We start from the raw sequence: 26,917 nt of genomic DNA, 5'->3' as shown, positions 1-26,917 counted from the left end.
TTTAGGGGTCTGGGCGCAATCTGATAGGTTGGCACGTAATTTTTTTGACCAGGGGGAATTTGAAAAAGCCCTTAAAGTCTATGAGCAATTATTAGAAGAAAAACCGGAGCATACGGCCTATTTTTTTGGGGTGGTGCAAAGCCATCAGCAATTGGAGAATTTTAAAAAGGCAGAAGAATTGCTTCGGCAGAGGTTGAATAATTCAGCAAACAATCCAACACTTTTAATTGAACTGGGGCATAATTACGAACTTCAGCAAAATACCCAAAGAGCCGCAAAATTTTATGAAGAGGCTTTAAGTGCCATTAATGCACGTCCCAATTATGCGTATTCCATAGCACGTACCTTTCAGAAATATAGCTTGCTCAGTAATGCTGCAGCTGCTTATGAAAAGGCAATGGAGCTAAATAGCGAGTTAAATTATAATATACAGTTGGCAAGAATTTATGGGGAGCAGGGCAAAACAGAACTCATGTTTAAAAATTACCTGGAGCTAATTGAAGCAAACCCCGATTTTTTCCCAATTGCTAATCGTGAGTTCGGCAAGTATATCTCGGCAGATGCTTCAAGTGAAACCAATACTGTTTTTAGAAGACTATTGCTTACAAAACTGCAACAAAATCCCAGTTTGCTATATAACGAAATGCTTAGCTGGCTTTTTATTCAGGAGAAGGAGTTTTTAAAAGCCTTTTCTCAGGAAAAGGCTATTTACAAAAGGAGCGATAAAGGTTTGCAGGCTATTTTAAATCTTGCGTTTGCGGCGCGGGAAGCTTCCAATTTTGAGGCCGCCTCAGAAATTGTGGAATATATAATAGAAGAGGCACCTTCAGAAAACCTGGTGTTGCAGGGAAATCAGTTTTTATTGCAAATGCAGCTGGAGCAAGAAGATGAAAGCGCATATCAGGACATCGAAAAAAAATATACCGAACTGCTGGAAGAATATGGAGACGGACTCAATACATTGGCTTTACAAATAGATTTTGCCAATTTCCTGGCTTTTAAGCAACATAAACAGGAAAGAGCTATTGCATTGTTGAAAGAACTTTCCAAAAAGGCCGGAAGCAATTTCGACAAAGCAGTAGTAAAACTGTCGCTGGCAGATATTTTAGTGCTACAGGAAAAATTTAACGAAGCGCTAATTTATTATTCCCAGGTTCAAAACTTAGTGAAAAACCATCAAATTTCGCAAAATGCACGTTATAAAGTGGCGAAAACAAGTTATTTTAAAGGAGATTTTAAATGGGCTAAACAGCAGCTTGATATTTTAAAATCTTCTACCTCTCAGCTTATCGCTAATGATGCGATGGAGTTGAGTTTGCTTATTGAAGATAATTCTATAGAAGATACCACACAAACGGCACTTAAAAAATATGCACGGGCCGATTTGTTGGCCTTTCAGGAGAAAAGTTTAGAAGCAATTCAACTTCTTGGAGAGATTTTAAGTGTACATAAAGGTGAAAAAATTGAAGATGAAGCCTTGTTAAAGCAAGCGCAGTTATTTGAAGAAACAGGACAGGCTTTAAAAGCTAAAGATAATTATCTTAGGATTATTAAAAATTTTAAATCCGATATCCTTTCTGATAACGCCCATTACTATTTAGCTGAATTATATGCAAACCAGCTGGAAAATAGGGAAGAGGCCAAAAAATATTACGAGCAAATAATATTTAACTTTGCCGATAGTATTTACTTTGTCGAGGCTCGTAAAAAATACCGGGCCCTTAGAGGAGATTATCAAGAAACACCTTAAAAGATCAATATGTACATATATAATGTAACCATAAATGTAGAGGAAAGCATTCATAGCGAATGGCTAAATTGGATGAAAGAAGAGCATATCCCCGAAATGTTAGACACGGGAAAATTTAAAAAAGCACTTATGACGCGGGTAATGGTTACCGAGGCTATGGGGGGCATCACCTATTCTGTTCAATATACAGCCCAAAGCAAGGCAGATCTCGATAATTACTACAAGGAGGATGCCGATAGCATGAGGGAAAAAAGCAAGGTTTTTGAAGGTAAATTCGTTGCTTTTAGAACAGAAATGCAAGTAATAAGCGAGCAATAATTGTATGGCGAAGTATAAAAAAAAAAGAAAGGTATCCCAGGTTCAGGAGGGTGAGGTAAGAGCTAAAAAACATCTTGGCCAACATTTTTTAACTGATGAAAATGTAGCTAAAGACATTGCTGAAACGCTTAATTATAAGGGGTATACAAAAGTGTTGGAGATCGGTCCGGGTATGGGGGTGTTAACCAAATACCTATTGCAACAGGACGCTGAAGTACACGTGATAGAAATCGATACAGAGAGTGTTGCATACCTGCAAGAGCATTATCCGAAACTTCACGGTAGAATTCATCAACAGGACTTTTTAAAATACGATTTGGGTACAGTTTTTCGCGATGAGGCTTTTGCGGTTATAGGGAATTTTCCATATAATATTTCTACCCAAATTGTTTTTAAGGTTTTAGAATTAAAGCATCAAATTCCTGAATTTTCAGGGATGTTTCAAAAAGAGGTTGCTAAACGAATTTGTGAAAAAAAGGGGAATAAAACCTATGGAATCCTTTCGGTATTGGTACAGGCTTTTTATGAAGCCGAATATCTATTTACCGTGCCTCCTTCGGTATTCAATCCGCCACCAAAAGTAGATAGCGGGGTTTTGCGTTTAACCAGAAAAGAAGATTTTAGTTTGCCATGTAACGAAAAATTGTTTTTTAGCGTGGTTAAAAAAGCTTTTCAACAGCGTAGAAAAACCTTACGAAATAGTTTAAAAAGTTTCGATTTACCCGATAATCTTAAGGAAGATAGTATATTTGGCCAGCGCCCGGAGCAATTGGATTTTCGGGAGTTTATAGATTTGACCCTTAAAATTCAGCCGTATGCAATTTCAAATCAGCAGTGAATTAATTGACAAAATAAAATTTCTTGTTGCCGAAGGAAACAACGAGGAATTATTACTGCATCTTGAAGATGTACACCACGCTGATATTGCTGAAATTATTACCGAACTATCTTTAGAAGAGGCCACGTATGTGGTGAAACTTTTAGATAGTCAAAAAACAGCAGAAGCTCTTATGGAGCTTGAGGAGGGGGTTCGGGAACGTATTTTGGAAACACTTTCGGCCAAAGAAATTGCAGAAGAGCTGGAAGAAATGGATACCGATGATGCGGCCGATATCATTTCAGAACTGTCTCCCGAACGCCAACAAAATGTTATTGCAGAACTTGTAGATGAAGAACACGCCGATAACATTGTAGAACTACTCCGCTATGATGAAGATTCTGCCGGGGGACTTATGGCAAAAGAGCTCGTAAAGGTTAACGAGAATTGGAGTGTGACCGGCTGTATGAAAGAGATGCGGGAACAAGCCGAAAATGTTACCCGTGTACACTCTATTTATGTGGTAGATGATAAACAAAAACTAAAGGGAAGATTATCTCTAAAAGATTTACTTACCGCCCCCAGTCACGCCAATATTAGTGATGTGTATATCCCACAGGTAGATTTTGTAAATGTACATACCGAAGGTGACGAGGTGGCCCGAATTATGCAAAAGTACGACCTGGAAGCGATTCCAGTAGTAGATGAAATGGGTCGATTGGTGGGTAGGATTACTATTGATGATATTGTAGATTTTATAAAAGAAGAAGCTGAAAAAGATTATCAGATGGCTTCCGGTATTTCGGAAAGCGTAGAGGCAGATGATAGCCTTTTAAGGTTAACAAGAGCACGTTTGCCCTGGTTGGTTCTTGGGCTTTTTGGAGGATTGGGCAGTGTTTATATCATGAAAGGCTTCGAAGAAGCTTTAGAACAGTTCCCGGTTTTGTTCTTTTTTACTCCTTTAATTGCGGCCATGGCCGGAAATGTAGGGGTGCAATCTAGCGCGATTATAGTGCAGGGGCTTGCCAACGATAATTTGCGCGGAAGTTTGTTACAGCGCCTAATTAAAGAAGTGGGCCTAAGTTTAATAAATGGAATCTCCCTGGGGGTACTCGTTATTTTATTTGGCTTGCTCGTAGGCCAGGATCAAATGGTGAGCTTTACCATAGCTGCATCTTTGCTTTCGGTAATTATAGTTGCGGCACTGGTAGGAACTTTTGTGCCTATTATTTTAAATAAACAAGGCATTGACCCCGCTATTGCTACAGGGCCTTTTATCACAACCAGTAATGATATTTTCGGTATTTTTCTCTTTTTTTATATCTCTAAATTAATGCTTGGTTTTTAACTTAACCAGCATAGGTTTCTGATTATAAAAATCATTCTTTACCTTTGTCTGTTCGTTATTAAAGTACCTCATCGAAGATTTTGAGGAATTTTTTAAACTATTAATTAGGCTGTTTAAATACGCATCCTAAACTTGTTTTGGTAGAAGCTGAAACAAGTTCAGCTTGACGGGTAAATTTTAAATAGGCTTATAAAATCTCACATAGTGGGTAAAGAAAGATGAAACCGCCATCATTTTTATACAATTTTTCCATTTTTCAAACTTAATTTAATGTAATGAGGAGATGCTATTTTGGTATGTTCTCCAGGCGGCGTTATGTTATAAAAAATAAAAACTCATTTTAGAGCAATGATTATTTTACATTCAGATACAAATCATCCAACTTTAATTAAACAATTAGACGATGCCGGTCATCATAATATAGAGGGCTACAGCCAATCCCGGGAAGAAACCCTTGAAAATCAGCATTTGTACGACGGGATTGTAATTAGAAGTCGGTATACTATAGATCGTGAATTTATAGATGCTGCTCCAAACTTAAAGTTTATTGCCAGAGTAGGTGCCGGTCTTGAAAATATTGATGTAGAGTATGCCGAAAAACATGGGATTACGTTGTTTTCGGCTCCTGAAGGAAACCGAAATGCGGTGGGGGAACACAGCCTGGGCATGTTACTTTCCCTTTTTAATAAACTGAATAAAGCAGATAGGGAAGTACGGGACGGCCTTTGGCACCGGGAAGAAAATAGAGGCCTGGAATTAGACGGAAAAACCGTTGGAATTGTAGGTTATGGAAATATGGGAAAAGCCTTTGCTAAAAAATTACGTGGCTTTGAGGTGGAAGTGCTTTGTTATGATATTAAAGAAAATGTAGGCGACGAAAATGCCAGACAGGTGTCTTTGGAAGAATTTCGTGAGAAATGCGATGTAGTGAACCTACACACCCCCTGGACGCCGGAAACCGACCAGATGGTCAATAAAGAGTTTATTGATGCCTATAAAAAGCCATTTTGGTTTATCAATACTGCCCGTGGTAAAAATGTAGTAACCGCAGATCTTGTGGATGCTTTAAAAGATGGGCGTGTACTTGGTGCCGGTTTAGATGTTTTAGAATATGAAAAGGCTTCTTTTGAAAGTCTTTTTTCTAATAAAAAGAACGTTTCATTGAGTATAGAAAATCAAATTCCGGATCCTATGCGGGAATTAATGTTTTTAAATAACGTGATTTTAAGCCCCCACGTAGCAGGATGGACCAAAGAATCTCACGAAAAACTGGCAAGTGTAATTGCCGGAAAAATTATCGATAAATTCGGAAAAGGAGAAGGAAGGTAATATACCCTTATCTAAAATAGTTTAAACCTCACAGGTCTTGCAGGCCTGTGAGGTTTTTTTATGATTTGACTTCATTCTGAATTTATTTCAGAATCTAATACTTTAAAGTTTTTATTCTTTAAAACGGTAAATTTTTTGTCATTGTGATCCCGATTTTTATTGAGAGAAGCAATCTGCAAATTGGAGTTATCGAATCAAAAACTGTTGGAAACCTTAAAAGAGGAAGGAGTGGAAGTTTTCGATGAAATTCAGAAAGTAAAAGAATGAAAATTTGGCTGGATAATGGACCCTGAAGGAAATAAAATAGAACTTTGGGAGCCTAATGACCGGGCTTTTTTATAATTAAAAAGATGCTTTTTTTGAATCGAACCAGAAAAATTAGTTAGTAGGCTTTTTTATAATTTATATTAATCGTAATATTGCGATATATAAATATTTGAATTATGAAAACTTCAGAATTATTTGATGTACTGCAATCACATCAGGAAAAAGCACTTCTTTTTGAATATGCACCGAATCTATTGGTTGGAGCCAATTATCATATTACCGAAGTAAAACATATTAAAATAGACTCGGTAGACTGCGGTTCAGGAACAGATTCCTGGAACGAAACGATTATTCAGTTATGGGAAAGCCCAGAAGAAATTGGTAAAACAGCTTTTATGAAAGTGTCGAAAGCCCTTGCAATCCTGGAAAAAGTAGGGCAAATGAAAGCCTACGACTTAGAAGCTGAGGTGAAATTCGAATACAGTAACGCTAACTTTCATACCGCACAGTTGTTTGTTACCGGATTTGAAATTAAAAACGAAAACTTAATGATAAAACTCGCTGTAAATCCTACCGATTGTAAGGCGAAAGAGACCTGCGGAGTAGAAAGTGCCGAAGAGGTGAATGAGAATGCATGTGCCCCGGGAAGTGGTTGCTGTTAAAAATTAGTGTATGAAAAACATACTTGTACTTTGCACCGGAAATTCCTGTCGAAGCCAAATGGCACATGGTTATCTTGAACATTTTGCCAAATCTCGAGCTAATATTTATAGTGCCGGAATAGAAACGCATGGTTTAAATAAAAAGGCGGTAGCAATAATGAAGCTGGACGGAATAGATATTTCAGGACATACCAGCAATCATATAGATGAATATAAGACTATAGATTTCGATTTTATTATTAGCGTATGTGATCACGCAAATGAGCATTGCCCGTTTATTCCTTCTAAAAATGCTGTTAGGCTGCATCATAATTTTGCAGATCCTTCTAAAGTAGAGGCTTCAAAAAAAGCAATTCAGGAAGCTTTTAAAACCACCAGGGACGAAATAAAGGCCTGGTGCGAAAAATTTGTAAAAGATAATTTATAGAATAAAAAAAGCTGTTTGGAAATTCCAGCGTCATCCTGAACTTGTTTCAGGATCTACCTTGTGGAATTTCCAAACAGCTTTTTATCATATAAGATGCTTATTAATTGTTCTGGCTTAACTCCACAAGTGCCGATTTAATAGATTCTTCGCCTTCCAGTGCCTGAAATGCCATGTTTTTACCTAGCGGATCGGCCAGGCACATTACCAATAAAAAAGCTACATCATCACGGGAAATCTCGCCTCGCTCTTTCAATTTTGGAGCTAATTTTACTTTAGCAAGCCCCATATCGTCGGTAAGCCTGCCGGGTTGTAAAATAGTGTAAACAATTCCGCTGTCTACCAGATAATCATCTGCTTCTTTTTTCGCTTTTAGGTAATGTTCTAAATCACCACCTTCTTCCGGGTTATCGGTTCCCATAGAGCTAAGCATAATAAATTTTTTTACATTGTGCTTTTTAGCGGCATCAACCATTTTTTTGGCACCTTCCTGGTCTACTGCCGTAGTTTTCTCAGGACCCGTTTTGCTTCCTGAACCGGCCGCAAAGATAACCCGGTCTATTCCTTTAAAAGCGTGGTCTATATCGCCTTCAAGATCTGCGATTATACTTTCTACTTCCATGTCATCAAAGATTTGCTTCTGCTCTTCTTTGCGAATCATAGCAACGGGTTTAAAGTTTTGGGTGTTATTCAAAATTTCAATGACCCTTTTTCCTGTTTGTCCGGTTGACCCGGCTATTAATATCTTTTCCATGTCTAGTTAATATTTTTGTATTTTCAAGATAAGAATGAAATAAAAGCCTGCATAATGTATGCTTCAGAATAACATGAAATTAACAGCTTAATGCTGCGAGTTGAATTTTGCCTCCAATTCTTTCTGAAATTCTTCCATTACCGGTTTTACAGTACTTTCGGGTAAATCGGCAATGCGTATATACATTAACCCGTCTACCGAGTTGTTAAAAAGTGGATCTACATTAAACGCCACTACTTTTGCATTTTGCTTGATATATTTCTTGATCAACACCGGAAGACGCATATTTTCAGGCTCAATTTCATCAATAATCTTATCGAATTTGTTTAAATCGGCTTTGCTGGCATCAAATATAATATCTTTATCTGCGTCTTTTAGTTTTACCTTAAATTCTTTCTTTGGTTTAATAAACTGAGCGATATAAGGATCGTAATAATGAGATTTCATAAACTCGATCATTAAAGATTTCGAGAAGTTTGAAAATTTATTACTAATGCTTACCCCACCAATTAAGTATTTATGTTCTGGGAAACGTAGAGTACAGTGCACAATGCCTTTCCAAAGTAGAAAGAGCGGCATTGGCTTTTGCTGATATTCCTTTACTATAAAAGCCCTCCCCATTTCTATAGATTTGCTCATCATCTTATGAAGTTCGGGTTCAAACTTAAAAAGTTCCTGAAGGTAAAAGCCGTTTATTCCATGATTGGCGTAAATTTCGCTTCCCATACCCATACGGTAGGCCCCGGCTATTTTTTTAGCCTCGTTATCCCATAAAAACAGGTGGTAATAATATTCGTCAAATTTATCAAGGTCTGTCGCATTATTGGTGCCTTCACCAATTGCCCTAAAGGTAATTTCACGCAGCCTCCCCAATTCGGCCACCACATGTGGAATCACTTCTTTTTTGGCTAAAAAAACTTCATAATTCTTGCTGGACAATAAACGCTTGTCCATTTTCCTACAGTTTTCAACCTCGGTTTCCATTAAGATTTGCGCTGTTTCACCCGCTATCTTTTTTGGGTTTTTAGGCAACTTTAAGCTCTTTGGAATTTTATCAAAAAGCTTTTTCTGTTCAAAAACATTGGCAAGCATATAGGTTTTTCGGCGTAGAAATGCCGTATATGCTTCTATATTGGTGTGTTCTAATTGGTCTTCTACAGCAATTGGATTGCCAATACGTACCTTAATTTTACGTCTCTTTTGCGTGAGCATTTCACTTGGGAGTTTTGCAGTTCGCAAAATATCGCTCATAGACGCTAAGCGGTAGAAAAAAGTAGAATTCTTAGCATGAAAATAGATGGGCACTACGGGAACATTGGCCTTTTGTATAAGTTTCATCGCGGCCGGTTCCCAGGGTCTATCTACAATTATTTTATGATCTTTATAGGTGGAAACTTCGCCGGCGGGGAACATTCCTAGCGCCTTGCCTTTTTTTAAATGCGCTATGGCTTCTTTAATTCCGGCCAGGCTGGATTTGGCCTCCTTATGGTCCTCAAACGGGTTTACCGGCATAATGTAAGGCCTTAACGGATCTAAACGATGTAAAAGAAAATTTGCGATTACCTTATAATCGGGGCGCTCACGTAGCAATAATTTCATTAAAATCATCCCGTCTATCCCACCTAAAGGATGATTAGAAATAGTGATAAATGGCCCTATTTTCGGGATGCGTTTCAGGTCTTTTTCGGGAATTTCAAAGTTTATTTCAAAGCCTTCTAAGATAGAATCTATAAATTCAATTCCGTTTAGGCTTTTACGCTTTTGATATTCTTTATTGAGCCGGGAAAGTTTAGTGGTTTTGAGTATAAGCCAGCCTATAGAAGTTCCTACAGCACCCAATTTTTCAAGGTTCATTACTTTGGCGACTTCTTTGGCACTTACAATTCCCATTTTTAGACTGTTTTAATTTAGCAACAACATAAAATTACTTAATTGCGGGTTACAATTTGAAGGGTATTATGGGTAAGCTGTTTTAATAAAATTTCTTTGTCTTTTTCAAGGCTTGCAATAGCTTCGTCATTAAAATGTCTTATGGTGAATAAGGAAACCCCGGGGATAAAACTAACTTTAAATCGGGCTTTTAAGTGCTGAATAAGTTTTTCTAATTGGTTGAATTTGTTGTCTACACATACCGAAAAACTAATCGCAGAGTTCTGAATTAAATCAACTTTCATCTGGTACTGATGAAAAAGCCTAAAAATTTCACTTATATTTTCTTCTACCATAAAAGAAAAATCCAGGGTAGAGAGCGAAATTAAAACCAGGTCTCTTTTTACTATAAAACATGGGATCTCAGGAAAAATCATGCTGCCTTTTCCTACTTTGGTACCTTTGCTTTCGGGGGCTAAAAAAGGTTTTACAAAAAGAGGGATCTCCTTTTGTTGAAGGGGCTGTAGCGTTTTTGGATGTATTACCGAAGCTCCATAAAAAGCAAGTTCTATGGCTTCTTCATAGGAAATATGCTGTAGCAGTTCAGGGTTCTTAAAAACCCTGGGATCGGCATTTAAAACCCCGGGAACATCTTTCCAAATAGTAACATTTTCCGCATTTAAACAATAGGCAAAAATCGCTGCGGTATAATCACTTCCTTCCCTCCCAAGCGTAGTGGTGAAATTATTGTAGTCTGAACCTATAAAGCCCTGTGTAATGTTTACTTTATTTAAATTTAGGTGTTGCCTTATAGCTTCCTGGGTTTCTTCCCAATTTACACCGGCATCCCGGTAAACACTATCTGTTTTTATAACTTCCCTGGCATCAATCCAATTGTTTTCAATATGTTGACTGTTAAGGTAGGCACTCACTATAGTTGTGGAAATTAACTCTCCGTAGCAAATTACCTGGTCGTAGACAAAATCGTATTGTTCAGATTTATTATGTTGAAGAAAATTTCTAAGCTCGGTAAAAAGTTCATGAACCTTATTAAAAATTGTAGTTTGAGAACCTTTAAAAAGATCATTTAAAATTTCAAAATGAGCTTCTTCTACTGCCTGAAGGCTTTTAGGTACATCTTTTTCAAAAAGATAATCTTTAATAACAACTTCTAGCGCATTGGTAGTTTTACCCATGGCCGAGATAACAATTACTTTTGGGCCGTTTCCGGTTTTCTCCAATACATTTTGAACATTCCTTACTCCGGCTGCATCTTTAACCGATGCCCCTCCAAATTTAAAAACCTTCATAAAATTTTAATCGATATTTTTCTGGATTCCGGTTTCATCCATATGCACGGTATACCAATCTTTTTTGATATCTGCACCGGTATTTTTATAAAATTCCTGTGCGTTTTTATTAGCTTCAGAAACCACCCATTCTACTCGTTTAACGTTATTATCGTAGCCGTATTTTACAACCCTTTTGTAAAGTGCACCACCAAGCCCTGTGCCTCGCATACTTTCTCTAACAATTAGATCTTCCAGGTGTAGTGTACGTCCTTTCCAGGTTGAAAACCTAAAATAAACGAGCGCCATCCCTTCTATTTTACCATTTACTTCGGCTACAAAGCATTTAAAATTTTTGTCATCAAAGCCTTCCTGTTCCAGGTCTTCTATCTGAATTTCAACCTCCTCGGGAGCATTTTCATAAGCCGCAAGCTCTTTTATAAGCTCAAAAGCTGCGGGCATATCTTCTCTCCTGGCTTCACGTATTTTGTATTCCATAACATTGATATTTCTATACAAAAATAGGAATAGATTTTAAGACCCGGGCCTAATTAAAGAGGCTTAATTTATTATTAACGTGATTGTTTTTTAAGAAAGTTATTCATGGCACTCTCATCCATTTGTACGGTACACCAATCGGTAAAGACAGTGGCGCCGCTACGGCTGTAAAATTCGCGTGCGTGTGTATTCCAATCTAAAACAACCCATTCAGTTCGCTTTACACCCTGTTCTTTGGCAAATTCAATTACCCGGGTATACAGGGCATTTCCCAAACCTTCGCCTCGCATGCTTTCCCTTACTACAAGATCTTCCAGGTGCACTGTTTTTCCTTTCCAGGTTGAATATCTAAAATAACATAGGGCCATACCTTCAATTTTCCCATTAGCCTCGGCTACAAAACAAGTAAAAGCCGGGTTTTCTCCAAAGCCGTCTTTTTTAAGGTCTTCTGCCGAGATAATTACCGCCTCGGGTTCTTTTTCAAATTCAGCCAGTTCTTGTATAAGTTCTAAAACTGCCGGCATATCCTCTGGTTTCGCTTCTCTAATTTTAAATTTCATTGTATGTTGTTTGCTTTGCGTACAAAAGTAAAAAATGAATTGCCAAAATGGGTTATTCTGTATGCTTCCTCCTAAAGAATATAAATAATTCCTTTTAATTTGGTTTAATTACACTTTTTAGAATTTTCTATACTTTATTACGATAACGTTTTAGTAATTAAGAAAAATGAATAATTTTGAAACAAATAACGATATTGATTCAAAATGGTTAAAAAAAATCAAACTTTAGGCGAATTCATTATAGAAAATCAGGCAGCTTTTCCTTATTCTTCGGGCGAGCTTTCCCGCTTAATTAGATCTTTACGGCTTGCGGCTAAGGTTGTAAATCACGAAGTGAATAAAGCAGGTTTGGTAGATATTCTGGGGTTGCACGGCGATACAAATATTCAGGGGGAAGACCAGCAAAAATTAGATGTTTATGCCAATGAAACTTTTATTCAAACTTTAATAAATCGCGAAATTGTTTGTGGTATAGCTTCAGAAGAGAACGACGATTTTATAACCATTTCCGGTAAGAACAATGACAATAAGAATAAATATGTGGTACTTATGGACCCACTGGATGGCAGCTCTAATATTGACGTAAACGTATCGGTTGGTACCATTTTTTCAATTTACAGGCGCGTTACCCCCATTGGAACCCCGGTAACTAAAGAAGATTTTCTGCAACCGGGAAATAAGCAGGTGGCGGCCGGTTATATTATTTATGGAACTTCCACTATGTTGGTGTATACTACAGGTTGTGGTGTAAACGGATTTACTTTGAATCCGGCTTTAGGTTCCTGGTATTTATCACACCCCGATATGAAGTTTCCCGAAAACGGAAGAATTTATTCTATGAACGAGGGAAATTATGTGCATTTCCCCGAGGGAGTGAAAAAATATATTAAATATTGCCAGGAAGAGAAAGAGGACAGGCCCTATACCTCTCGTTATATTGGCTCTATGGTTTCAGACATTCATAGAAATATGATTAAGGGCGGAATTTTTATCTATCCCAAAAGCTCAAAAGCCAATAACGGTAAACTAAGGTTGTTATACGAATGCAACCCAATGGCTTTTATTGTAGAACAAGCCGGAGGAAAAGCTACCAACGGTTTTACCCGAATTATGGATATTCAGCCTAAAGAATTACATGAGCGTGCGCCTTTTTTCTGCGGAAGTAAAAATATGGTAGATAAAGCAGAAGAATTTATGCAGAAGTATAGTTGAAAAATATAACTATATATGAAATTTTACTATCTAAAAGGAGAAGATGTTTACGTCATTACGAACGAAGTGAAGTAACCTTCTTGTTGTTTTTCAAAAAGTTATAGATTGCTTCGTTCCTATCATTGACGGAATTTTGTAAGCTGCGGATTTATTGGCAATTAAAATCCAACGATTAAAAATAAAAAAAGCCACGAATCCACTAATCATAAATAATATTAGTGTATTGGTGGCAATTTTTTTTGAATGGGGTCTCGCAATGACGAATCCCAGCACTTTTGAGATAGCCTTTTTTAAATTTAGCTAAAATGTTATTTTAATATTCCCGATTACTTACCCAATAGATATTTGTAATCTTCAAAATTCAATTGTCCGCTAAAAATCTGAATAGACCTTTTTATAATGTTTTCGGCGTTTTCGTTAGAAAAACCAAGACCTATGGCATATCGTTTAATAAGCGCTTCTTCTTCATGGTCTATCTCATGATCGGCAAAAATAATTTTAAATAAATCGTGTAAACGCTCTAAACGCTTTTCTACACTGTTATAGGCGCTAATAGGAAATTCTTGCGGATTCTTAATTAGCATTTTATATTCTTGCTCACTAATATCAAGTTTGCGAGCAAAACGTTCTAAGAGAACACGTTCTTTTTCGTTAATATCCCCATCTACACTTGCAAGATTTACAATAGAAGCAAAATGATTGATGTTGCGGAGGTGTTCTCCTGAACCAAATAAATCTGAAAATGACATTTTATTAATTTTTATATATAGACAAATATACTTAAAGCTTCAAGTATATCTTATCAAAAAAACTCTAAAATGTTTGATGCTTCATCAATCGCTAATCTTTTCTTAATCCTTTTTTTTAGCGTGGCATTTTGGGTATTTTCAAATTAAAGTATCTCTTATAAATGAATCCACCTTTACTCGCCTTTAATGAAAAAGGTATTTACTGCGAGGCAGCAGATACTTACCTGGACCCCTGGAAACCTGTAAATAAGGCTATTATTTCGCACGGTCACGCCGATCATTCCCGCTGGGGACATAAAAAATATATAACCCACCACAGTAATGTTCCTATTATTAAACATAGACTGGGGGAAATAGAAGTTTCGGGGAAAGCATGGAACGAGACCTTTACCATTAATGGTGTTAAGTTCTCCCTGCATCCGGCAGGCCATATTATTGGTTCGTCCCAAATTAGAGTAGAGTATAAAGGCGAAGTTTGGGTATTTACCGGCGATTATAAAGATGAACCTGATGGGGTAGCAGTGCCTTATGAGCCTATTAAATGCCATACTTTTATCACCGAATGTACTTTTGGTTTACCAGCCTTTAAATGGCAACCACAGGCGGAGGTCTTTACCGAAATCAATAAATGGTGGCAGCAAAATAAAGAAGATGGAAGAACTTCGGTAATCTTTGGATATTCCCTTGGAAAAGCTCAACGCCTGTTAAGACATCTCGATACTTCAATCGGCAAAATTTACACCCACGGTGCAATAGAGAATATGACAGATGTAGTTCGCCCTTTAGCTGAAATGCCAAAAACCACAAGAATTAGCCGCGATACCAAAAAAGATGAATTTAAAGGAAATATTGTAGTGGCTCCACCTAGTGCTCATGGCAGTCCATGGATAAAAAAGATGGTACCTTATGTGACAGCTTCGGCCAGCGGTTGGATGACTTTTCGTGGAGCTCGAAGAAGACGTGCCATAGACCGCGGTTTTGTACTCTCAGATCATTGCGATTGGCAGGGCTTGCTAAAGTCTATAGAAGCTACGGATGCCGAAAAAGTGATTTGCACCCACGGGTATACCGATATTTTCTCTCGTTATTTACGTGAACTAGGTTATGATGCCAGGACTGAAGACACACAATATGAAGGTGAAACAGGAGAAGAAGAGTCAAAAAAACGAAAAAGAAATTTAAATGTTTTGTCACTTCACCTGCAGTCGGGATGTAAATAAACTAAACTAAAATGAAGCACTTTGCAGAGCTTATAAAAACCCTTGATAGCACTAATAAAACCACGCTGAAAGTGGAGGCTTTAACCCATTATTTTAAAAATGCCGATGATAGGGATAAGGTGTGGACCATAGCTATTTTGTCACATAGGCGCCCACCACGACCGGTAAATACTACCTTAATGCGGGAATGGGCTTCAGAGCTCGCTAACATTCCCCTGTGGTTATTTGAAGAGTCTTATCATATTGTAGGCGATTTGGCCGAGACAATTGCCCTTGTGATACCCCCTGCCAAAGAAAATACCGAAAAAAGCCTCAACCAATTTCTGCAGGAGATCATTGAACTGAAACCTAAAGATGAAGCGACAAAAAAGGAATACCTGCATACAAATTGGCTTGCGCTTAATTATTATGAACGTTTTGTGTTTACCAAGCTCATTACCGGGAGTTTTCGCATTGGCGTGAGTCAAAAATTAATGACCCGTGCCCTTTCAAAAGCTACTAATATTGATGAGGATATTCTCGCTTATAAAATGATGGGCAATTGGAAACCTGAAAAAACCACCTTTAAAAAACTAATTTTAGAAGAAAACGAAGAAGATTATTTGTCTAAGCCCTATCCGTTTTACCTGGCTTACGCAATAGATGGGGAAGTTGAAGAGCTTGGGGATGTAGCCCAATGGAGTGCCGAGCATAAATGGGATGGTATTCGCGCCCAGGTAATCGTGAGAAATAATGAGCTTTTTGTGTGGAGTCGTGGTGAGGAACTAGTAACGGATAAATACCCCGAATTTCAAAGCTTTATAGATAAAATTCCTAATGGAACTGTCCTGGATGGCGAAATATTGCCGTTTCCCAAAGGTAGTATAGGAAGCTTTAAAGATCTGCAAACCCGAATAGGAAGAAAGAATATTACTAAAAATCTGCTTAGTAAAACGCCTGTTATTTTAAAAGCATACGATATTTTAGAATGGCAGGGAGAAGATATTAGGGACAAAGCTTTTCAAGAAAGAAGAAAAATTCTGGAGAAACTTTATAATAAGCTTTCTACGGAAGAAATTCCATTGCATTTATCAAAGCGTATATCTTTTAAAAATTGGGCTGAAGTGGCTAAAGAACGTGAACGGGCCCGGGAAGAAAAATCGGAAGGCTTGATGTTGAAAAGATTGGATTCGCCATATTTAGTGGGAAGAAAAAAAGGCGATTGGTGGAAATGGAAGGTAGATCCGCTTACGGTAGATGCGGTGCTCACTTATGCCATGCGCGGTCATGGAAGACGTAGCAATCTATTTACCGATTATACTTTTGGTTTATGGGATGATGAAAAAAAAGAACTGGTCACTTTTGCGAAGGCCTATTCCGGTTTAACCGATGCTGAATTTAGAAAACTTGACGCGTGGATTAAAAAAAACACCTTAGAGCGTTTTGGTCCTGTTAGAAGTGTAACGCCACATCATGTGTTTGAAATTGCTTTTGAAGGGATCGCCGAATCCAAACGGCATAAAAGTGGAGTAGCAACGCGTTTTCCGAGAATGGTACGCTGGCGAACCGATAAAAATATATATGAAGCAAATACGCTGGGTGAGTTGCGGGATTTAATCCCGGATTAACCACCCCGCCCTATCGGGCACCCCTCCTTAGAAAGTAGGGGGACAGGGTGAGGTAGTAATTAAAAATAAAAATGGCACCTTCCCTTTTGAAGGGAAGGTGGATTATTCGGCGGTAGCTGAATAAGACGGAAGGGTAAAGGATAAAGCTTAAAACCAATGAAAAAACCAGGTCATAACAAAAAGTTCTTACAGCCTTTCCGAAAAGCATTAAGGAATAACTTAACTCCTGCCGAGGCATTTTTGTGGAAACAATTACAACGAAGAAAATTTAAAGGAAGAAAATTCAGAAGGCAACATAGTATAGAAAATTTTATAGTGGATTTTTATTGCGCGGAAGAGCAACTAATCATAGAGTTAGATGGAGAGGTACATAAAACTCCACTCTCTGAAGAAAAAGATGAAAAACGGACTAAAAAACTGGAAGATTTTGGATTTAAAGTAATACGGTTTGAAAATAGAATGGTTTTTGACTTTCTACCTTCGGTTTTGAAGGAGATTGAAGATAATTTTAAGAAGAAATAAACCACCCCGCCCTGTCGGGCACCCCTCCTTAGAAAGTAGGGGAGCAAGGTGAGGTGCTAATTAAAAATAAAAATGGCTCCTTCCCTTTTGAAGGGAAGGTGGGTTATTCAGTGGTAGCTGAATAAGACGGAAGGGTTGAAGCATGAATAGAAATCAACTTATTCAATTTTAAAAAGTGGACCATCCCGCCCTATCGGGCACCCCTCCTTAGAAAGTAGGGGAACAAGGTGAGGTGCTAATTAAAAATAAAAATAGTTCCTTACCTTTTGAAGGGAAGGTGGATTATTCGGCGGTAGCTGAATAAGACAGAAGGGTTGAAGCATGAATAGAAATCAACTTATTCAATTTTAAAAAAGTGGACCACCCCGCCCTATCGGGCACCCCTCCTTAGAAAGTAGGAGAGCAAGGTGAGGTGCTTATTAAAAATAAAAATAGCACCTTCCCTTTTAAAGGGAAGGTGAATTATTCAGTGGTAGCTGAATAAGACGGAAGGGTTAAAACATGAATAGAAATCAACTTACTCAAAATTTAAAAAGTGAACCGCCCCGCCCTATCGGGCACCCGTTTTTAGAAAGTAGGGGAACAAGGTGAAGTGATAATTAAAAATAAAAATAGTTCCTTCCCTTTTGAAGGGAAGGTGGATTATTCGGCGGTAGCTGAATAAGACGGAAGGGTTGAAGCATGAATAGAAATCAACTTATTCAATTTTAAAAAGTGGACCACCCCGCCCTATCGGGCACCCCTTTTTAGAAAGTAGGGGAGCAAGGTGAGGTGCTAATTAAAAATAAAAATAGCTCCTTCCCTTTTGAAGGGAAGGTGGATTATTCAGCGGTAGCTGAATAAGACGGAAGGGTTGTAACATGAATAGAAATCAACTTACTGAAATAGCAGAAACCTGGTTTTCCAACCAGGGCTGGAAAGCTTTTGCTTTTCAGAAACAAACCTGGACGGCCTTTTTGCAGAAAAAGAACGGCCTCTTAAACGCACCTACGGGTAGTGGAAAGACCTATGCGCTTTGGGTACCGATAGTACTGGATTATTTAAAGCAAAACCCCGGTTATAAAATCAAACATAAAAAAGGATTAAAAGCTATTTGGATTACACCTTTAAGAGCACTTTCGGTAGAAATTGAACAGGCTGCACAGCGATTTGCCGACGATATTGAGAGCGGATTAACAGTAGGTATACGAACGGGAGATACTCCACAAAAAATTCGTGCAGCGCAAAAAAAATCCATGCCCGACTTACTAATTACCACCCCCGAAAGCTTGCAATTACTACTTTCTTCCAAAAATTACGATAAAACGTTTAAAGATCTAAGTGCCGTGGTGGTTGATGAATGGCACGAATTACTGGGCACAAAACGAGGTGTGCAGATGGAACTGGCCCTATCTCGTTTAAAAACGGTTTCAAAAGATTTACGAATCTGGGGAATCTCGGCAACGATTGGGAATTTAGAGCAGGCCAGGGAAGTTTTGCTCGGTCCTGATTCCGAAGCCTTTCAAAATTCAACTTTAATTAGAGCGAATTTAAAGAAGAAGATAACTGTAAAATCTATTATTCCACCGAAAATGGAAAAATTCCCCTGGCGTGGGCATTTGGGATTGCATTTAATTGATGAGGTAGTACCAATTATAAAGAATTCCAGAACTACACTGCTTTTTACCAATACCCGGTCTCAATGCGAATTATGGTTTCAGAAGTTAATGGAAAAATATCCTGAATTTGCGGGGGAGGTAGCCATGCACCACGGGAGTATTAATAAAGAAACCCGACTTTGGGTTGAGCAGGCCATTAGAAATGAAACCTTAAAGGCAGTGGTTTGTACCTCCAGTCTTGATTTGGGAGTAGATTTTGCACCGGTTGAAACCATTATTCAAATTGGCGGCCCAAAAGGGGTGGCTAGATTTTTACAAAGGGCGGGGAGAAGCGGCCATCGTCCCGGTGAAGAAAGTGTTATCCATTTTTCACCCACCCATGCTATAGAGCTTTTTGAAGCTTCAGCTTTACAAAAGGCGGTAAAAAAGAACGCGGTAGAAGATCGCATCCCGTACTTGTTGAGTTTTGATGTCCTGGTGCAATACTTAACCACTTTGGCGGTTTCCAATGGTTTTTTTCCGAAGGAAATCTGGCCCGAGGTAAAATCGACTTTCTGTTTTCAGGGAATTACTGAAGACGAATGGCTGTGGATCCTTAATTTTGTTACCAATGGCAGCCAAAGTTTACAGGCTTATGATGAATACAAGAAAATTGAAATTGAAGAAGACGGTCTTTTTAAAGTAAATAACCGCGGAGTCGCGATGCGCCACCGCTTACAAATTGGGACAATTGTGAGCGATGCGGTTTTAAGCGTAAAATACCTTAAGGGCGGTTATATAGGCACGATTGAGGAGTGGTTTATTTCTAAACTTGCACCCGGCGATGTGTTTACTTTTGCTGGGAGAAACCTGGAGTTGGTGCGTATTAAAAGTATGCAGGTTTTAGTACGAAAATCGAAGAAAAAAACTTCTAAAGTGCCTAGTTGGATGGGCGGTAGGATGGCATTTTCGGCACAAATGAGTGAACTGCTTCGGGAAGAAATGTATGCTGCTTCAACCTATGTAGATATCACTTCGAGCGCAGTCCGAAAGTCATCGGAATTAAAAGCTTTGCAACCAATTCTGGAAAGGCAGCAGAAAGAATCTATTATTCCAAACAAAGATGAATTTTTAGTCGAAACCTTTAAAACCCGGGAAGGTTATCACGCCATTTTTTATCCGTTTGAAGGCCGTTTTGTTCACGAGGCGCTGGGAAGTTTGCTGGCATATCGCATTAGTTTGCTCTCGCCCATTTCATTTAGTATTGCTTTTAATGACTATGGGTTTGAACTACTCTCAGACCAGGAAATTGATATGCAACAGGTTTTAGACAACGATTTATTTTCGGCAGAATTCCTTATGGACGATCTTTACAAAAGTTTGAACGCTACCGAAATGGCCCGGCGAAAATTTAGGGATATCGCTGTTATAGCCGGAATGGTATTTACCGGTTACCCAAACAAATTGATAAAAAGCAAGCATTTGCAAAGTAGCTCGCAATTGCTTTTTAGCGTTTTTAGAGATTACGAAAACGATAATTTATTGTACTTGCAATCCTTTAGGGAAACTTTTGAGCATCAGTTGGAAGAAGGTCGATTAAGAATGGCTTTAGAGCGTATACAAAAACAGGAGATTGTTTGGAAAAACTGCCAAAAACCAACTCCTTTCTCTTTTCCTATTATTACTGACAGATTGAGGGAAAAATTATCTTCAGAAAAATTGGAAGATAGAATTAAAAGAATGCTAAAAAGCCTCGAAAACTAATCCCTTTCGTTTAATCTATGTAGTACGGTGCTACGAACAACTTCGGTTGTAATGCCAAAAAGAACGTGTGCAAATAGTTCATTAAACTGCATTTTTAAAGGAACATCGGTTGGTTTTGGTTCCAGGCCCATTAGAGGAAGCGAGGTTTCATGGGTAGAAACCCAGGTAGAACCACCTAAAATAATCCCATCTTTAATATTTAATTCTTTATTGTCTTTTTTGCCAAAACCGTATGCAGCGCCAACAGTGGCTCCAATTGGGAAGTTTACAAGTTGCTCGGCAAGTTCTTCGTTTTGAACACTAACCGGAGAGCCGGTTATTTTGGTAGAAAGATCGTCTACAATTTGTATTTGGGCTGAGCGTTGTTCAACTTTCCGCACGGGCAAAAAATGCTCTACAAGGCTTTTTACTGCCGTACCAGCCAATCCGCCAATAACGCCTGCCAGTAAACCTCTGCCTGCCGCTTTAGAATAAGAATCTTTCTGTAATAAATCTTGTACTTTCATGATTTCAATTTTTACATCTTAAAACTATTTATAATGTGAGTTTTCTACAATTGTTTAACAATGATTTAGCAGCAGGAATTTAAAAATTGGTAATTTTGGGTATGGCACAAAAACTAAATACTGCAATAATACAGGCTAATTTAAAATGGGAAGATCCGCAAGCTAATCGTAGTTTGTTTTCAGAAGAAATTAAAGCGATTTCTGAAGATGTAGATCTAATTGTACTACCCGAAATGTTTACCACAGGCTTTAGTATGAATGCCGAAAAACTGGCAGAAAAGACCGATGGTTTAAGTTTACAGTGGATGCGCGAAATTGCAAAACTGAAAGATGCTGCGGTAACCGGAAGCCTAATCATTACCGAAAATGATAATTATTTTAATAGGCTTTTCTTCGTTTTTCCTGACGGAACTTATAAAACCTATGATAAACGTCACACCTTTACTTTGGCCAACGAACATAAAACCTATACCGCCGGAAAAAATAGGTTGGTGGTTGAGTATAAAGGCTGGAAGATTTGCCCACTGGTTTGTTATGACCTAAGGTTCCCTGTTTTTTCAAGGAACACCGAAGATTACGATTTGCTAATTTATGTTGCCAACTGGCCAAAGAAACGGGTTTTTGCCTGGGATACACTTTTAAAGGCAAGGGCCATAGAGAATATGAGTTACTGCATTGGGGTAAACCGAACCGGAAACGATGGGAATAAAGCCGAATACAATGGGCATAGCGCAGTTTATGACGGATTAGGCCAAAATCTAACCGAGTTAAACAGGGAAGAAGCCTTTGTAAAGGAAGTTAGCCTGGATAAACAACAATTAATGGAAACCCGAAGTCATTTTAAATTCCTTCAGGATCGGGATACATTTATTTTAAAATAAAAGTCTCTGAAATATCCCAGTTAGACCTTACCTCTACCGTATCCCTATAATATTGGATTTCTTCGGGTTGGATTCTCTTAAGATAATTTCCGGTATCCCATTTCTGGTTTTCATTATCGTCAAAAATTACCCTGATTAGGTTTTTTCCCGGTTTTAGAAAACGGAAATGAAAATTATTTCCTCCGGTGGCGTAATGTTCGTGCTGTACTTCGCCTTTTTCGTTAGTGAGCTGTACTATAATTGGATACCGATTTACATTTTGAAGTGTTAAAATAATACTTCCATAATCTGCGTAAGATTTGGTGCTAAGGCTACTTTTAATGGTATCGTTGGTATCACCAAAGAGGTCGGTTACTGCACCGGGCAATGTCGTTACCTCATATTTACTGCTTTCTTCTTTATCGAATGAGATTATAATTTCGTTTTCAAGGTTTCGTATTTCGGCATCAAAGTTTACCAGACTGGAATCAGCATCCATAATGCTAATTAATTCTTTATTAAACTCTGTAATAGGTGTGTTTGCCTGTAATCGGTAATTTTCCTGGAATGCAATTGTACCTGTCGGGTTTGCGTTTAACTTTAAGGAATCCCTTTCGGCTTCAGCTATTTTTGTAAATAAGGTGTCACGTCGTGTTGGGCTCACCACCTCAAAAGAAAGACTGTCATTTTCAGGTCTAATATTGTACCAGTAGTAAAGAGTATCGGTTTCGCGATCTTTTACAATTCTAGATTGAAAACCTTGCGGTTTAGGGGTTAATAGATTAATCTTAACACTGTCTACACCTTTAGAACCCTGATAACCAAAAAGTATTTGATTGCCTTTTAATAATTTGGGACGTTCGGCTTCAAACTCCAGATTTTCTTTAAAAATGCTAATCTCGTAGGTAGAATCTGTTGGGAGGGTGATATAGTTCTCTATAAATCCTATTTTCTCGGTTTTGGGGTTAAAATTATAATTATCGTTTTTGTCTTCTACAGCAAGTATTTGGTAAGTTCCCTCTTTAAGGTTTTCCAGCTCAAAGTTTACAGTACTGTCTAGCGTATAGGTAATATACCTTGGTGTTTCTTTATATACCAACGAATCAGAAAAAGTAGAATCTACCTCGTATAAAAAAATAGAAATAAATTCTGACGGAGCCTTTAGGTTGGCATCTTTTATACTTCCTGAAACTTTTAAAGAATCCAGGTAATCTCCCGTAGAGAATACGTATTTAAAGTAAGGAAGGGGATTGCCTTCGTTGTTATCTACAATGCTTTTTCCAAAATTAATGGTGTAAGTGGTGTTTGGCTGTAGGGAGTCCAGGTTTTGTATGCGCACATCTTTACGAGCCGAACCCATAGGCACCATGGCCGGGCGTGGTTCTATAGGCGGTGAAATAACTACTTGTTGCCTAGCGTCTTCCAGTTTTATGTACTCATTAAAAAATATCCTAATTTCATCTGCATTGAAATTAGTATTATAGTTTTCGGGAGTTGCTCGAATAAATTTTGGGGGCTCTTCATCTTTAGGTCCACCTTCCGGCATTCCTTTTTTTGCGCATTGCACGCACAACAAAACCAATACGGCAACTATTAAAATTCCAGGAATTCTCTTCAGCATAATAAAAAAATGAAATCTAATAGCAAAGAAACAATTATTTTAGGTTTTAACGTGTGTATCAGTCTGTAATTGCCATTGTGGCAATACTTAATTTAGTATTTTTAATTTGAAGGAGTTTGTTTCCGCAAGCTTCCAGGGTTGCACCGGTAGTAACGAGGTCGTCTACCAGAAGCAAGTGTTTGTTTTCTAGCTTTTTTTGGTTTTCTATCATAAAAGTGGCATCTATAACTCCCCATCTTCCCAGTCGTTTTTTTAATGTTTGAGTTCGGGAACCAGATTTCTTTACCAGTACATCGTCTATATACTTTGCGTTTAACTTGTTGGCGAGTACTTTGCTAAAAGCAGCTACCTGATTAAATCCCCTTTTCTTTAATTTTTTGTGATGAAGCGGTACCGGAAGCACACAATCAACATTGCTAAACCCTGGATGGGAAGCCAATTGGTCTCCAAGCCAGTTGCCAAGAAAATACCCGACATCTTCCTGTTTCCTGTATTTTAAATTATGAATAAGCTTTTGTACCAACCCTTTTTTTCTAAAATATAGCAACGAAGTAGCATTTTCAAGACTTAGACGGGCATCAAATACTTTTTTTGTCGTGTTCTCGTTATCTAAATGATAATTAGTAGTTGGAAGTTGATGTAAACAAGCAGTACAAATTACTTTTTCAGCTTTTAAAAGCTGGGTGTCACAGCAATTGCATATTTTTGGATAGAACAGGTTTGTTAAATCGTGAAACATTTGTTAAGTCCTTGTAGGTTGCCTTGATAATCTCCTAAATTTACAAACAAATATTATTACTATGATGACCGAAAAGAAGAATAACACAGCGCTTAAGATCTTAACGGGAGTTTTAGCCGTGGCTTTGCTGGCCTTAGGTATTTATACAATTAAATTCTACAACGAAGAGAAAGAAAATAAAGCAATTCTTACCAAGGAAAAGCAGGTAATAGAAGATGAACTTAATGATTTAATCGTTAAATACGATGAGGCCATTGAGGAAAATGAAATTATGGATCAAAATCTGGTAGACGCAAGGGATAGAATTGAGCGTTTATTAGATTCGGTTGAGGAAAATGAAGCCAACCTGGTTTTAATATCGCGCTATCGTCGTGAAATAGGAAACCTTAAAGCCGAAAAAGAACGTTTGTTTAGAGTGGTAGATAGTTTGAACCGCCAAAACCAGATGATGTCCCAAACTCTAGACAGTACCAACGTGATTTTAGAAGAACGCACCCGTATATCTGATTCTTTGCAAACTACAAACCAGGACCTTGCAAATAAAGTAGACCGGGCAGCCCAATTAAAGATAACAAATCTTCGCGGGGAAGGGGTAATTGTAAGAAATAGCGGAAAATTGGTAGAAAACGATCGTACCCGAAGAATAGACCAGGTAAGAACCTGTTTTACCATTACCGCCAACGATCTTGCCGGCCCCGGCGAAAGAAACATGTATGTACAGGTTTACAATCCAGAGAATGAATTGGTAGGCGACGAAATTGTAGTAGAACACGAAGGTGGGGCTATGGTTTATAGTGCTGCTTCAAAAGTATACTACGAAAATAACGAACTTGACGTTTGTTTACTGGCCAATACCCAGGAAGATAAATTGCTTGAAGGTACCTATAAAGTCTATGTTTATGCAAATGCAACTTTATTGGGAACAGCCTCTTTTAACTTAAAATAATTAAAACTTAAAAATCAAAGTCCGCCCTGCTGTTTATCAGGGCGGTTTTTTTATTTTTGCGCTATGGCAAAACAAGAAGACTTTTTTAAAAATGTAATATCCCATGCTAAAGAGTATGGGTATATTTTTGCATCGAGTGAAATTTATGACGGCTTAAGTGCTGTTTATGATTACGGGCAAAACGGAGCAGAATTAAAGAAAAACATCAAAGATTACTGGTGGAAAAGCATGGTGCAATTGCACCAGAACATCGTTGGTTTGGATGCGGCAATTTTAATGCATCCAACCACCTGGAAGGCTTCCGGCCACGTAGATGCCTTTAACGATCCTTTAATTGATAATAAAGACTCTAAAAAACGCTATAGGGCCGATGTTTTGGTTGAAGATTATGCCGAAAAGCTCAATCAAAAGGCGCAAAAGGAAATAGCAAAGGCCAGGAAACGTTTTGGCGATAAATTTAATGAAGAGGAGTTTGTGACTACTAACCCAAGGGTTATTCGTTACAAAAAAGAAGAAAAGGAGATTCTGGAGCGTTTGGCCAAATCACTTACCGATGAAGACCTTGCCGATGTAAAAGCATTAATTGAAGAATTGGGTATTGCCTGCCCCGAAACCGGTTCTAAAAACTGGACAGATGTTAAGCAGTTTAACCTGATGTTTGGAACCAAATTGGGAGCTTCAGCCGATTCTGCTACCGATTTATACCTACGTCCTGAAACGGCACAGGGAATTTTCGTAAACTTTTCTAATGTGCAAAAAACAGGTAGGATGAAGATTCCTTTTGGAATCGCCCAAATAGGAAAGGCTTTTAGAAACGAAATTGTAGCCAGACAATTTATCTTCCGCCAGAGGGAATTCGAACAAATGGAGATGCAATTTTTTGTGCGCCCGGGCGAGGAGTTAAAATGGTTTGAACATTGGAAAGAAACCCGCCAGCATTGGCATGCTTCTTTAGGTTTAGGAGAGGAAAATTATCGTTTCCACGATCACGAGAAAATGGCGCATTATGCGAATGCCGCTACAGATATAGAATTTAATTTTCCTTTTGGCTTTAAGGAATTAGAAGGAATTCATTCAAGAACAGATTTCGATTTAAAAGCGCACGAAGAGCATTCTGGAAAGAAGTTGCGTTTTTACGATCCTGAAATGAAAGAAAATTATGTGCCTTATGTAATTGAAACTTCTATTGGTTTAGATAGAATGTTTTTAGCCGTTTTTTCAGGCTCTTTAAAAGAAGAGGAGCTGGAGGGTGGTACCAGCAGAACGGTACTAAAATTACCCGCTGTACTCGCTCCTACCAAAGCAGCGGTTCTTCCCTTGGTTAAAAAAGATGGTTTGCCAGAACTTGCCCAGGAAATTGTAGAAGAATTAAAATGGGATTTTAGAGTTCAATATGACGAAAAAGACGCTATTGGGCGTAGGTATCGTCGCCAGGATGCTGTGGGAACCCCGCTTTGTATTACGGTAGATCACGATTCGCTTGAAGATAAAAAAGTGACTGTTCGCCATAGAGATACTATGGAGCAAAAGCGCGTTGCCATTACAGAGCTTAAAAATATTATTCAGCAGGAAGTCGATTTTAAAAGCTGGATAAAAAAATAAATAAAAAAGGGAATTTTTATTATAAAGAAGGAGCGATTGTTTAAGATAATCGCTCCTTTTGTTTTTGATAAGCATAGAATCCTTATTTTTAGAGTGTAAAAGAAGCC

At 38.1% G+C, this 26,917-nt stretch carries 24 protein-coding genes and 1 pseudogene; 16 read left to right on the top strand and 9 right to left on the bottom strand.

From position 1 onward, the window contains the following. Nucleotides 1-28 precede the first annotated feature (28 nt). From I6U49_RS10855 to I6U49_RS10825, 8 genes and pseudogenes are all read left to right on the top strand, one after another. A complete protein-coding gene (locus tag I6U49_RS10855) occupies nt 29-1,750 on the top strand; it encodes a tetratricopeptide repeat protein (RefSeq protein WP_317191862.1) in 1,722 nt (573 codons plus the stop codon). Nucleotides 1,751-1,759: 9 nt separating this feature from the next. Further along, nucleotides 1,760-2,068, top strand: a complete 309-nt coding sequence (locus I6U49_RS10850) for a DUF4286 family protein (protein WP_193711496.1) — start codon at nt 1,760-1,762, stop codon at nt 2,066-2,068. 4 nt (nt 2,069-2,072) lie between these two features. After that, the gene (gene rsmA, locus I6U49_RS10845) at nt 2,073-2,906 is read left to right on the top strand and encodes a 16S rRNA (adenine(1518)-N(6)/adenine(1519)-N(6))-dimethyltransferase RsmA (protein ID WP_198628675.1); all 834 of its coding nucleotides are present in this window, start codon (nt 2,073-2,075) and stop codon (nt 2,904-2,906) included. After that, nucleotides 2,884-4,233, top strand: a complete 1,350-nt coding sequence (gene mgtE, locus I6U49_RS10840; RefSeq protein WP_198628674.1) for a magnesium transporter — start codon at nt 2,884-2,886, stop codon at nt 4,231-4,233. Before rsmA ends, mgtE begins: the two co-directional genes overlap by 23 nt. Nucleotides 4,234-4,581: 348 nt before the next feature. After that, nucleotides 4,582-5,562 carry a 2-hydroxyacid dehydrogenase gene (locus I6U49_RS10835; protein ID WP_198628673.1) on the top strand — a complete coding sequence of 327 codons (981 nt, stop codon included), beginning with the start codon at nt 4,582-4,584 and terminating at the stop codon, nt 5,560-5,562. A gap of 198 nt (nt 5,563-5,760) precedes the next feature. Beyond that, nucleotides 5,761-5,904, top strand: a pseudogene (locus I6U49_RS17015) (VOC family protein); the annotation flags it as partial. 101 nt (nt 5,905-6,005) lie between these two features. Further along, nucleotides 6,006-6,491 (top strand): DUF6428 family protein, encoded by a 486-nt coding sequence (locus I6U49_RS10830; protein WP_193711492.1) that lies wholly within the window; start codon nt 6,006-6,008, stop codon nt 6,489-6,491. Nucleotides 6,492-6,501: 10 nt separating this feature from the next. Continuing rightward, nucleotides 6,502-6,918, top strand: a complete 417-nt coding sequence (locus I6U49_RS10825; protein ID WP_198628672.1) for an arsenate reductase ArsC — start codon at nt 6,502-6,504, stop codon at nt 6,916-6,918. Between the two features lie 100 nt (nt 6,919-7,018). On the opposite strand, the gene I6U49_RS10820 is transcribed toward I6U49_RS10825, so the two are convergent. The 5 genes from I6U49_RS10820 to I6U49_RS10800 form a co-directional block, all read right to left on the bottom strand. Continuing rightward, the gene (locus I6U49_RS10820; RefSeq protein ID WP_198628671.1) at nt 7,019-7,669 is read right to left on the bottom strand and encodes an SDR family oxidoreductase; all 651 of its coding nucleotides are present in this window, start codon (nt 7,667-7,669) and stop codon (nt 7,019-7,021) included. 87 nt (nt 7,670-7,756) lie between these two features. Continuing rightward, nucleotides 7,757-9,559, bottom strand: coding sequence for a GNAT family N-acyltransferase (locus tag I6U49_RS10815; RefSeq protein ID WP_198628670.1), 1,803 nt, complete (start codon nt 9,557-9,559; stop codon nt 7,757-7,759). A 38-nt stretch (nt 9,560-9,597) separates the two neighbouring features. After that, nucleotides 9,598-10,848: an aspartate kinase gene (locus tag I6U49_RS10810; RefSeq protein WP_193711488.1), complete on the bottom strand. Its 1,251-nt coding sequence runs from the start codon at nt 10,846-10,848 to the stop codon at nt 9,598-9,600. Nucleotides 10,849-10,854: 6 nt separating this feature from the next. Beyond that, nucleotides 10,855-11,325, bottom strand: a complete 471-nt coding sequence (locus tag I6U49_RS10805; protein WP_198628669.1) for a GNAT family N-acetyltransferase — start codon at nt 11,323-11,325, stop codon at nt 10,855-10,857. Nucleotides 11,326-11,399: 74 nt separating this feature from the next. After that, nucleotides 11,400-11,885 carry a GNAT family N-acetyltransferase gene (locus I6U49_RS10800; RefSeq protein ID WP_193711486.1) on the bottom strand — a complete coding sequence of 162 codons (486 nt, stop codon included), beginning with the start codon at nt 11,883-11,885 and terminating at the stop codon, nt 11,400-11,402. A 204-nt stretch (nt 11,886-12,089) separates the two neighbouring features. On the opposite strand from I6U49_RS10800, the gene fbp reads away from it, so the two are divergent. Further along, complete coding sequence (fbp, locus tag I6U49_RS10795; protein WP_193711485.1) at nt 12,090-13,097, top strand: class 1 fructose-bisphosphatase; 1,008 nt, start codon at nt 12,090-12,092, stop codon at nt 13,095-13,097. A 326-nt stretch (nt 13,098-13,423) separates the two neighbouring features. Here fbp and I6U49_RS10790 read toward each other — a convergent pair whose 3' ends face one another. Beyond that, nucleotides 13,424-13,846: a TerB family tellurite resistance protein gene (locus I6U49_RS10790; RefSeq protein ID WP_193711484.1), complete on the bottom strand. Its 423-nt coding sequence runs from the start codon at nt 13,844-13,846 to the stop codon at nt 13,424-13,426. Between the two features lie 161 nt (nt 13,847-14,007). Here I6U49_RS10790 and I6U49_RS10785 point away from each other — a divergent pair, with 161 nt between their 5' ends. The 4 genes from I6U49_RS10785 (at nt 14,008) to I6U49_RS10770 (ending at nt 20,536) form a co-directional block, all read left to right on the top strand. Beyond that, nucleotides 14,008-15,066 (top strand): ligase-associated DNA damage response exonuclease, encoded by a 1,059-nt coding sequence (locus tag I6U49_RS10785; RefSeq protein WP_198628668.1) that lies wholly within the window; start codon nt 14,008-14,010, stop codon nt 15,064-15,066. A gap of 11 nt (nt 15,067-15,077) precedes the next feature. Next, nucleotides 15,078-16,673 carry an ATP-dependent DNA ligase gene (locus I6U49_RS10780; RefSeq protein ID WP_198628667.1) on the top strand — a complete coding sequence of 532 codons (1,596 nt, stop codon included), beginning with the start codon at nt 15,078-15,080 and terminating at the stop codon, nt 16,671-16,673. Nucleotides 16,674-16,829: 156 nt separating this feature from the next. Further along, a complete protein-coding gene (locus I6U49_RS10775) occupies nt 16,830-17,195 on the top strand; it encodes an endonuclease domain-containing protein (protein WP_193711481.1) in 366 nt (121 codons plus the stop codon). An 860-nt stretch (nt 17,196-18,055) separates the two neighbouring features. After that, nucleotides 18,056-20,536 carry a ligase-associated DNA damage response DEXH box helicase gene (locus I6U49_RS10770; protein WP_198628666.1) on the top strand — a complete coding sequence of 827 codons (2,481 nt, stop codon included), beginning with the start codon at nt 18,056-18,058 and terminating at the stop codon, nt 20,534-20,536. Here the strand turns inward: I6U49_RS10770 and I6U49_RS10765 are convergent. Continuing rightward, entirely contained in the window at nt 20,533-21,042 is a 510-nt protein-coding gene (locus tag I6U49_RS10765) for a DUF1440 domain-containing protein (protein ID WP_198628665.1), read from the bottom strand. The two genes, I6U49_RS10770 and I6U49_RS10765, sit on opposite strands and share 4 nt — an antisense overlap. Before the next feature lie 101 nt (nt 21,043-21,143). Here I6U49_RS10765 and I6U49_RS10760 point away from each other — a divergent pair, with 101 nt between their 5' ends. Then, nucleotides 21,144-21,923 carry an amidohydrolase gene (locus tag I6U49_RS10760; RefSeq protein WP_198628664.1) on the top strand — a complete coding sequence of 260 codons (780 nt, stop codon included), beginning with the start codon at nt 21,144-21,146 and terminating at the stop codon, nt 21,921-21,923. On the opposite strand, the gene I6U49_RS10755 is transcribed toward I6U49_RS10760, so the two are convergent. Both I6U49_RS10755 and I6U49_RS10750 read right to left on the bottom strand, forming a co-directional pair. Further along, the gene (locus I6U49_RS10755) at nt 21,910-23,523 is read right to left on the bottom strand and encodes an Ig-like domain-containing protein (protein ID WP_198628663.1); all 1,614 of its coding nucleotides are present in this window, start codon (nt 23,521-23,523) and stop codon (nt 21,910-21,912) included. The genes I6U49_RS10760 and I6U49_RS10755 overlap by 14 nt on opposite strands. Before the next feature lie 58 nt (nt 23,524-23,581). Then, complete coding sequence (locus tag I6U49_RS10750) at nt 23,582-24,262, bottom strand: ComF family protein (protein ID WP_193711476.1); 681 nt, start codon at nt 24,260-24,262, stop codon at nt 23,582-23,584. Between the two features lie 61 nt (nt 24,263-24,323). On the opposite strand from I6U49_RS10750, the gene I6U49_RS10745 reads away from it, so the two are divergent. Both I6U49_RS10745 and I6U49_RS10740 read left to right on the top strand, forming a co-directional pair. Continuing rightward, the gene (locus I6U49_RS10745) at nt 24,324-25,208 is read left to right on the top strand and encodes a hypothetical protein (protein ID WP_193711475.1); all 885 of its coding nucleotides are present in this window, start codon (nt 24,324-24,326) and stop codon (nt 25,206-25,208) included. 63 nt (nt 25,209-25,271) lie between these two features. Next, complete coding sequence (locus tag I6U49_RS10740; RefSeq protein ID WP_193711474.1) at nt 25,272-26,810, top strand: glycine--tRNA ligase; 1,539 nt, start codon at nt 25,272-25,274, stop codon at nt 26,808-26,810. Nucleotides 26,811-26,917 lie beyond the last annotated feature (107 nt).

The organism is Salegentibacter maritimus (genome assembly GCF_016236915.1).
GTDB classification, from domain to species: domain Bacteria; phylum Bacteroidota; class Bacteroidia; order Flavobacteriales; family Flavobacteriaceae; genus Salegentibacter; species Salegentibacter maritimus.
Note: the sequence above shows the minus strand (reverse complement) of the source record. Positions and strands in the feature narration are given on the sequence as shown.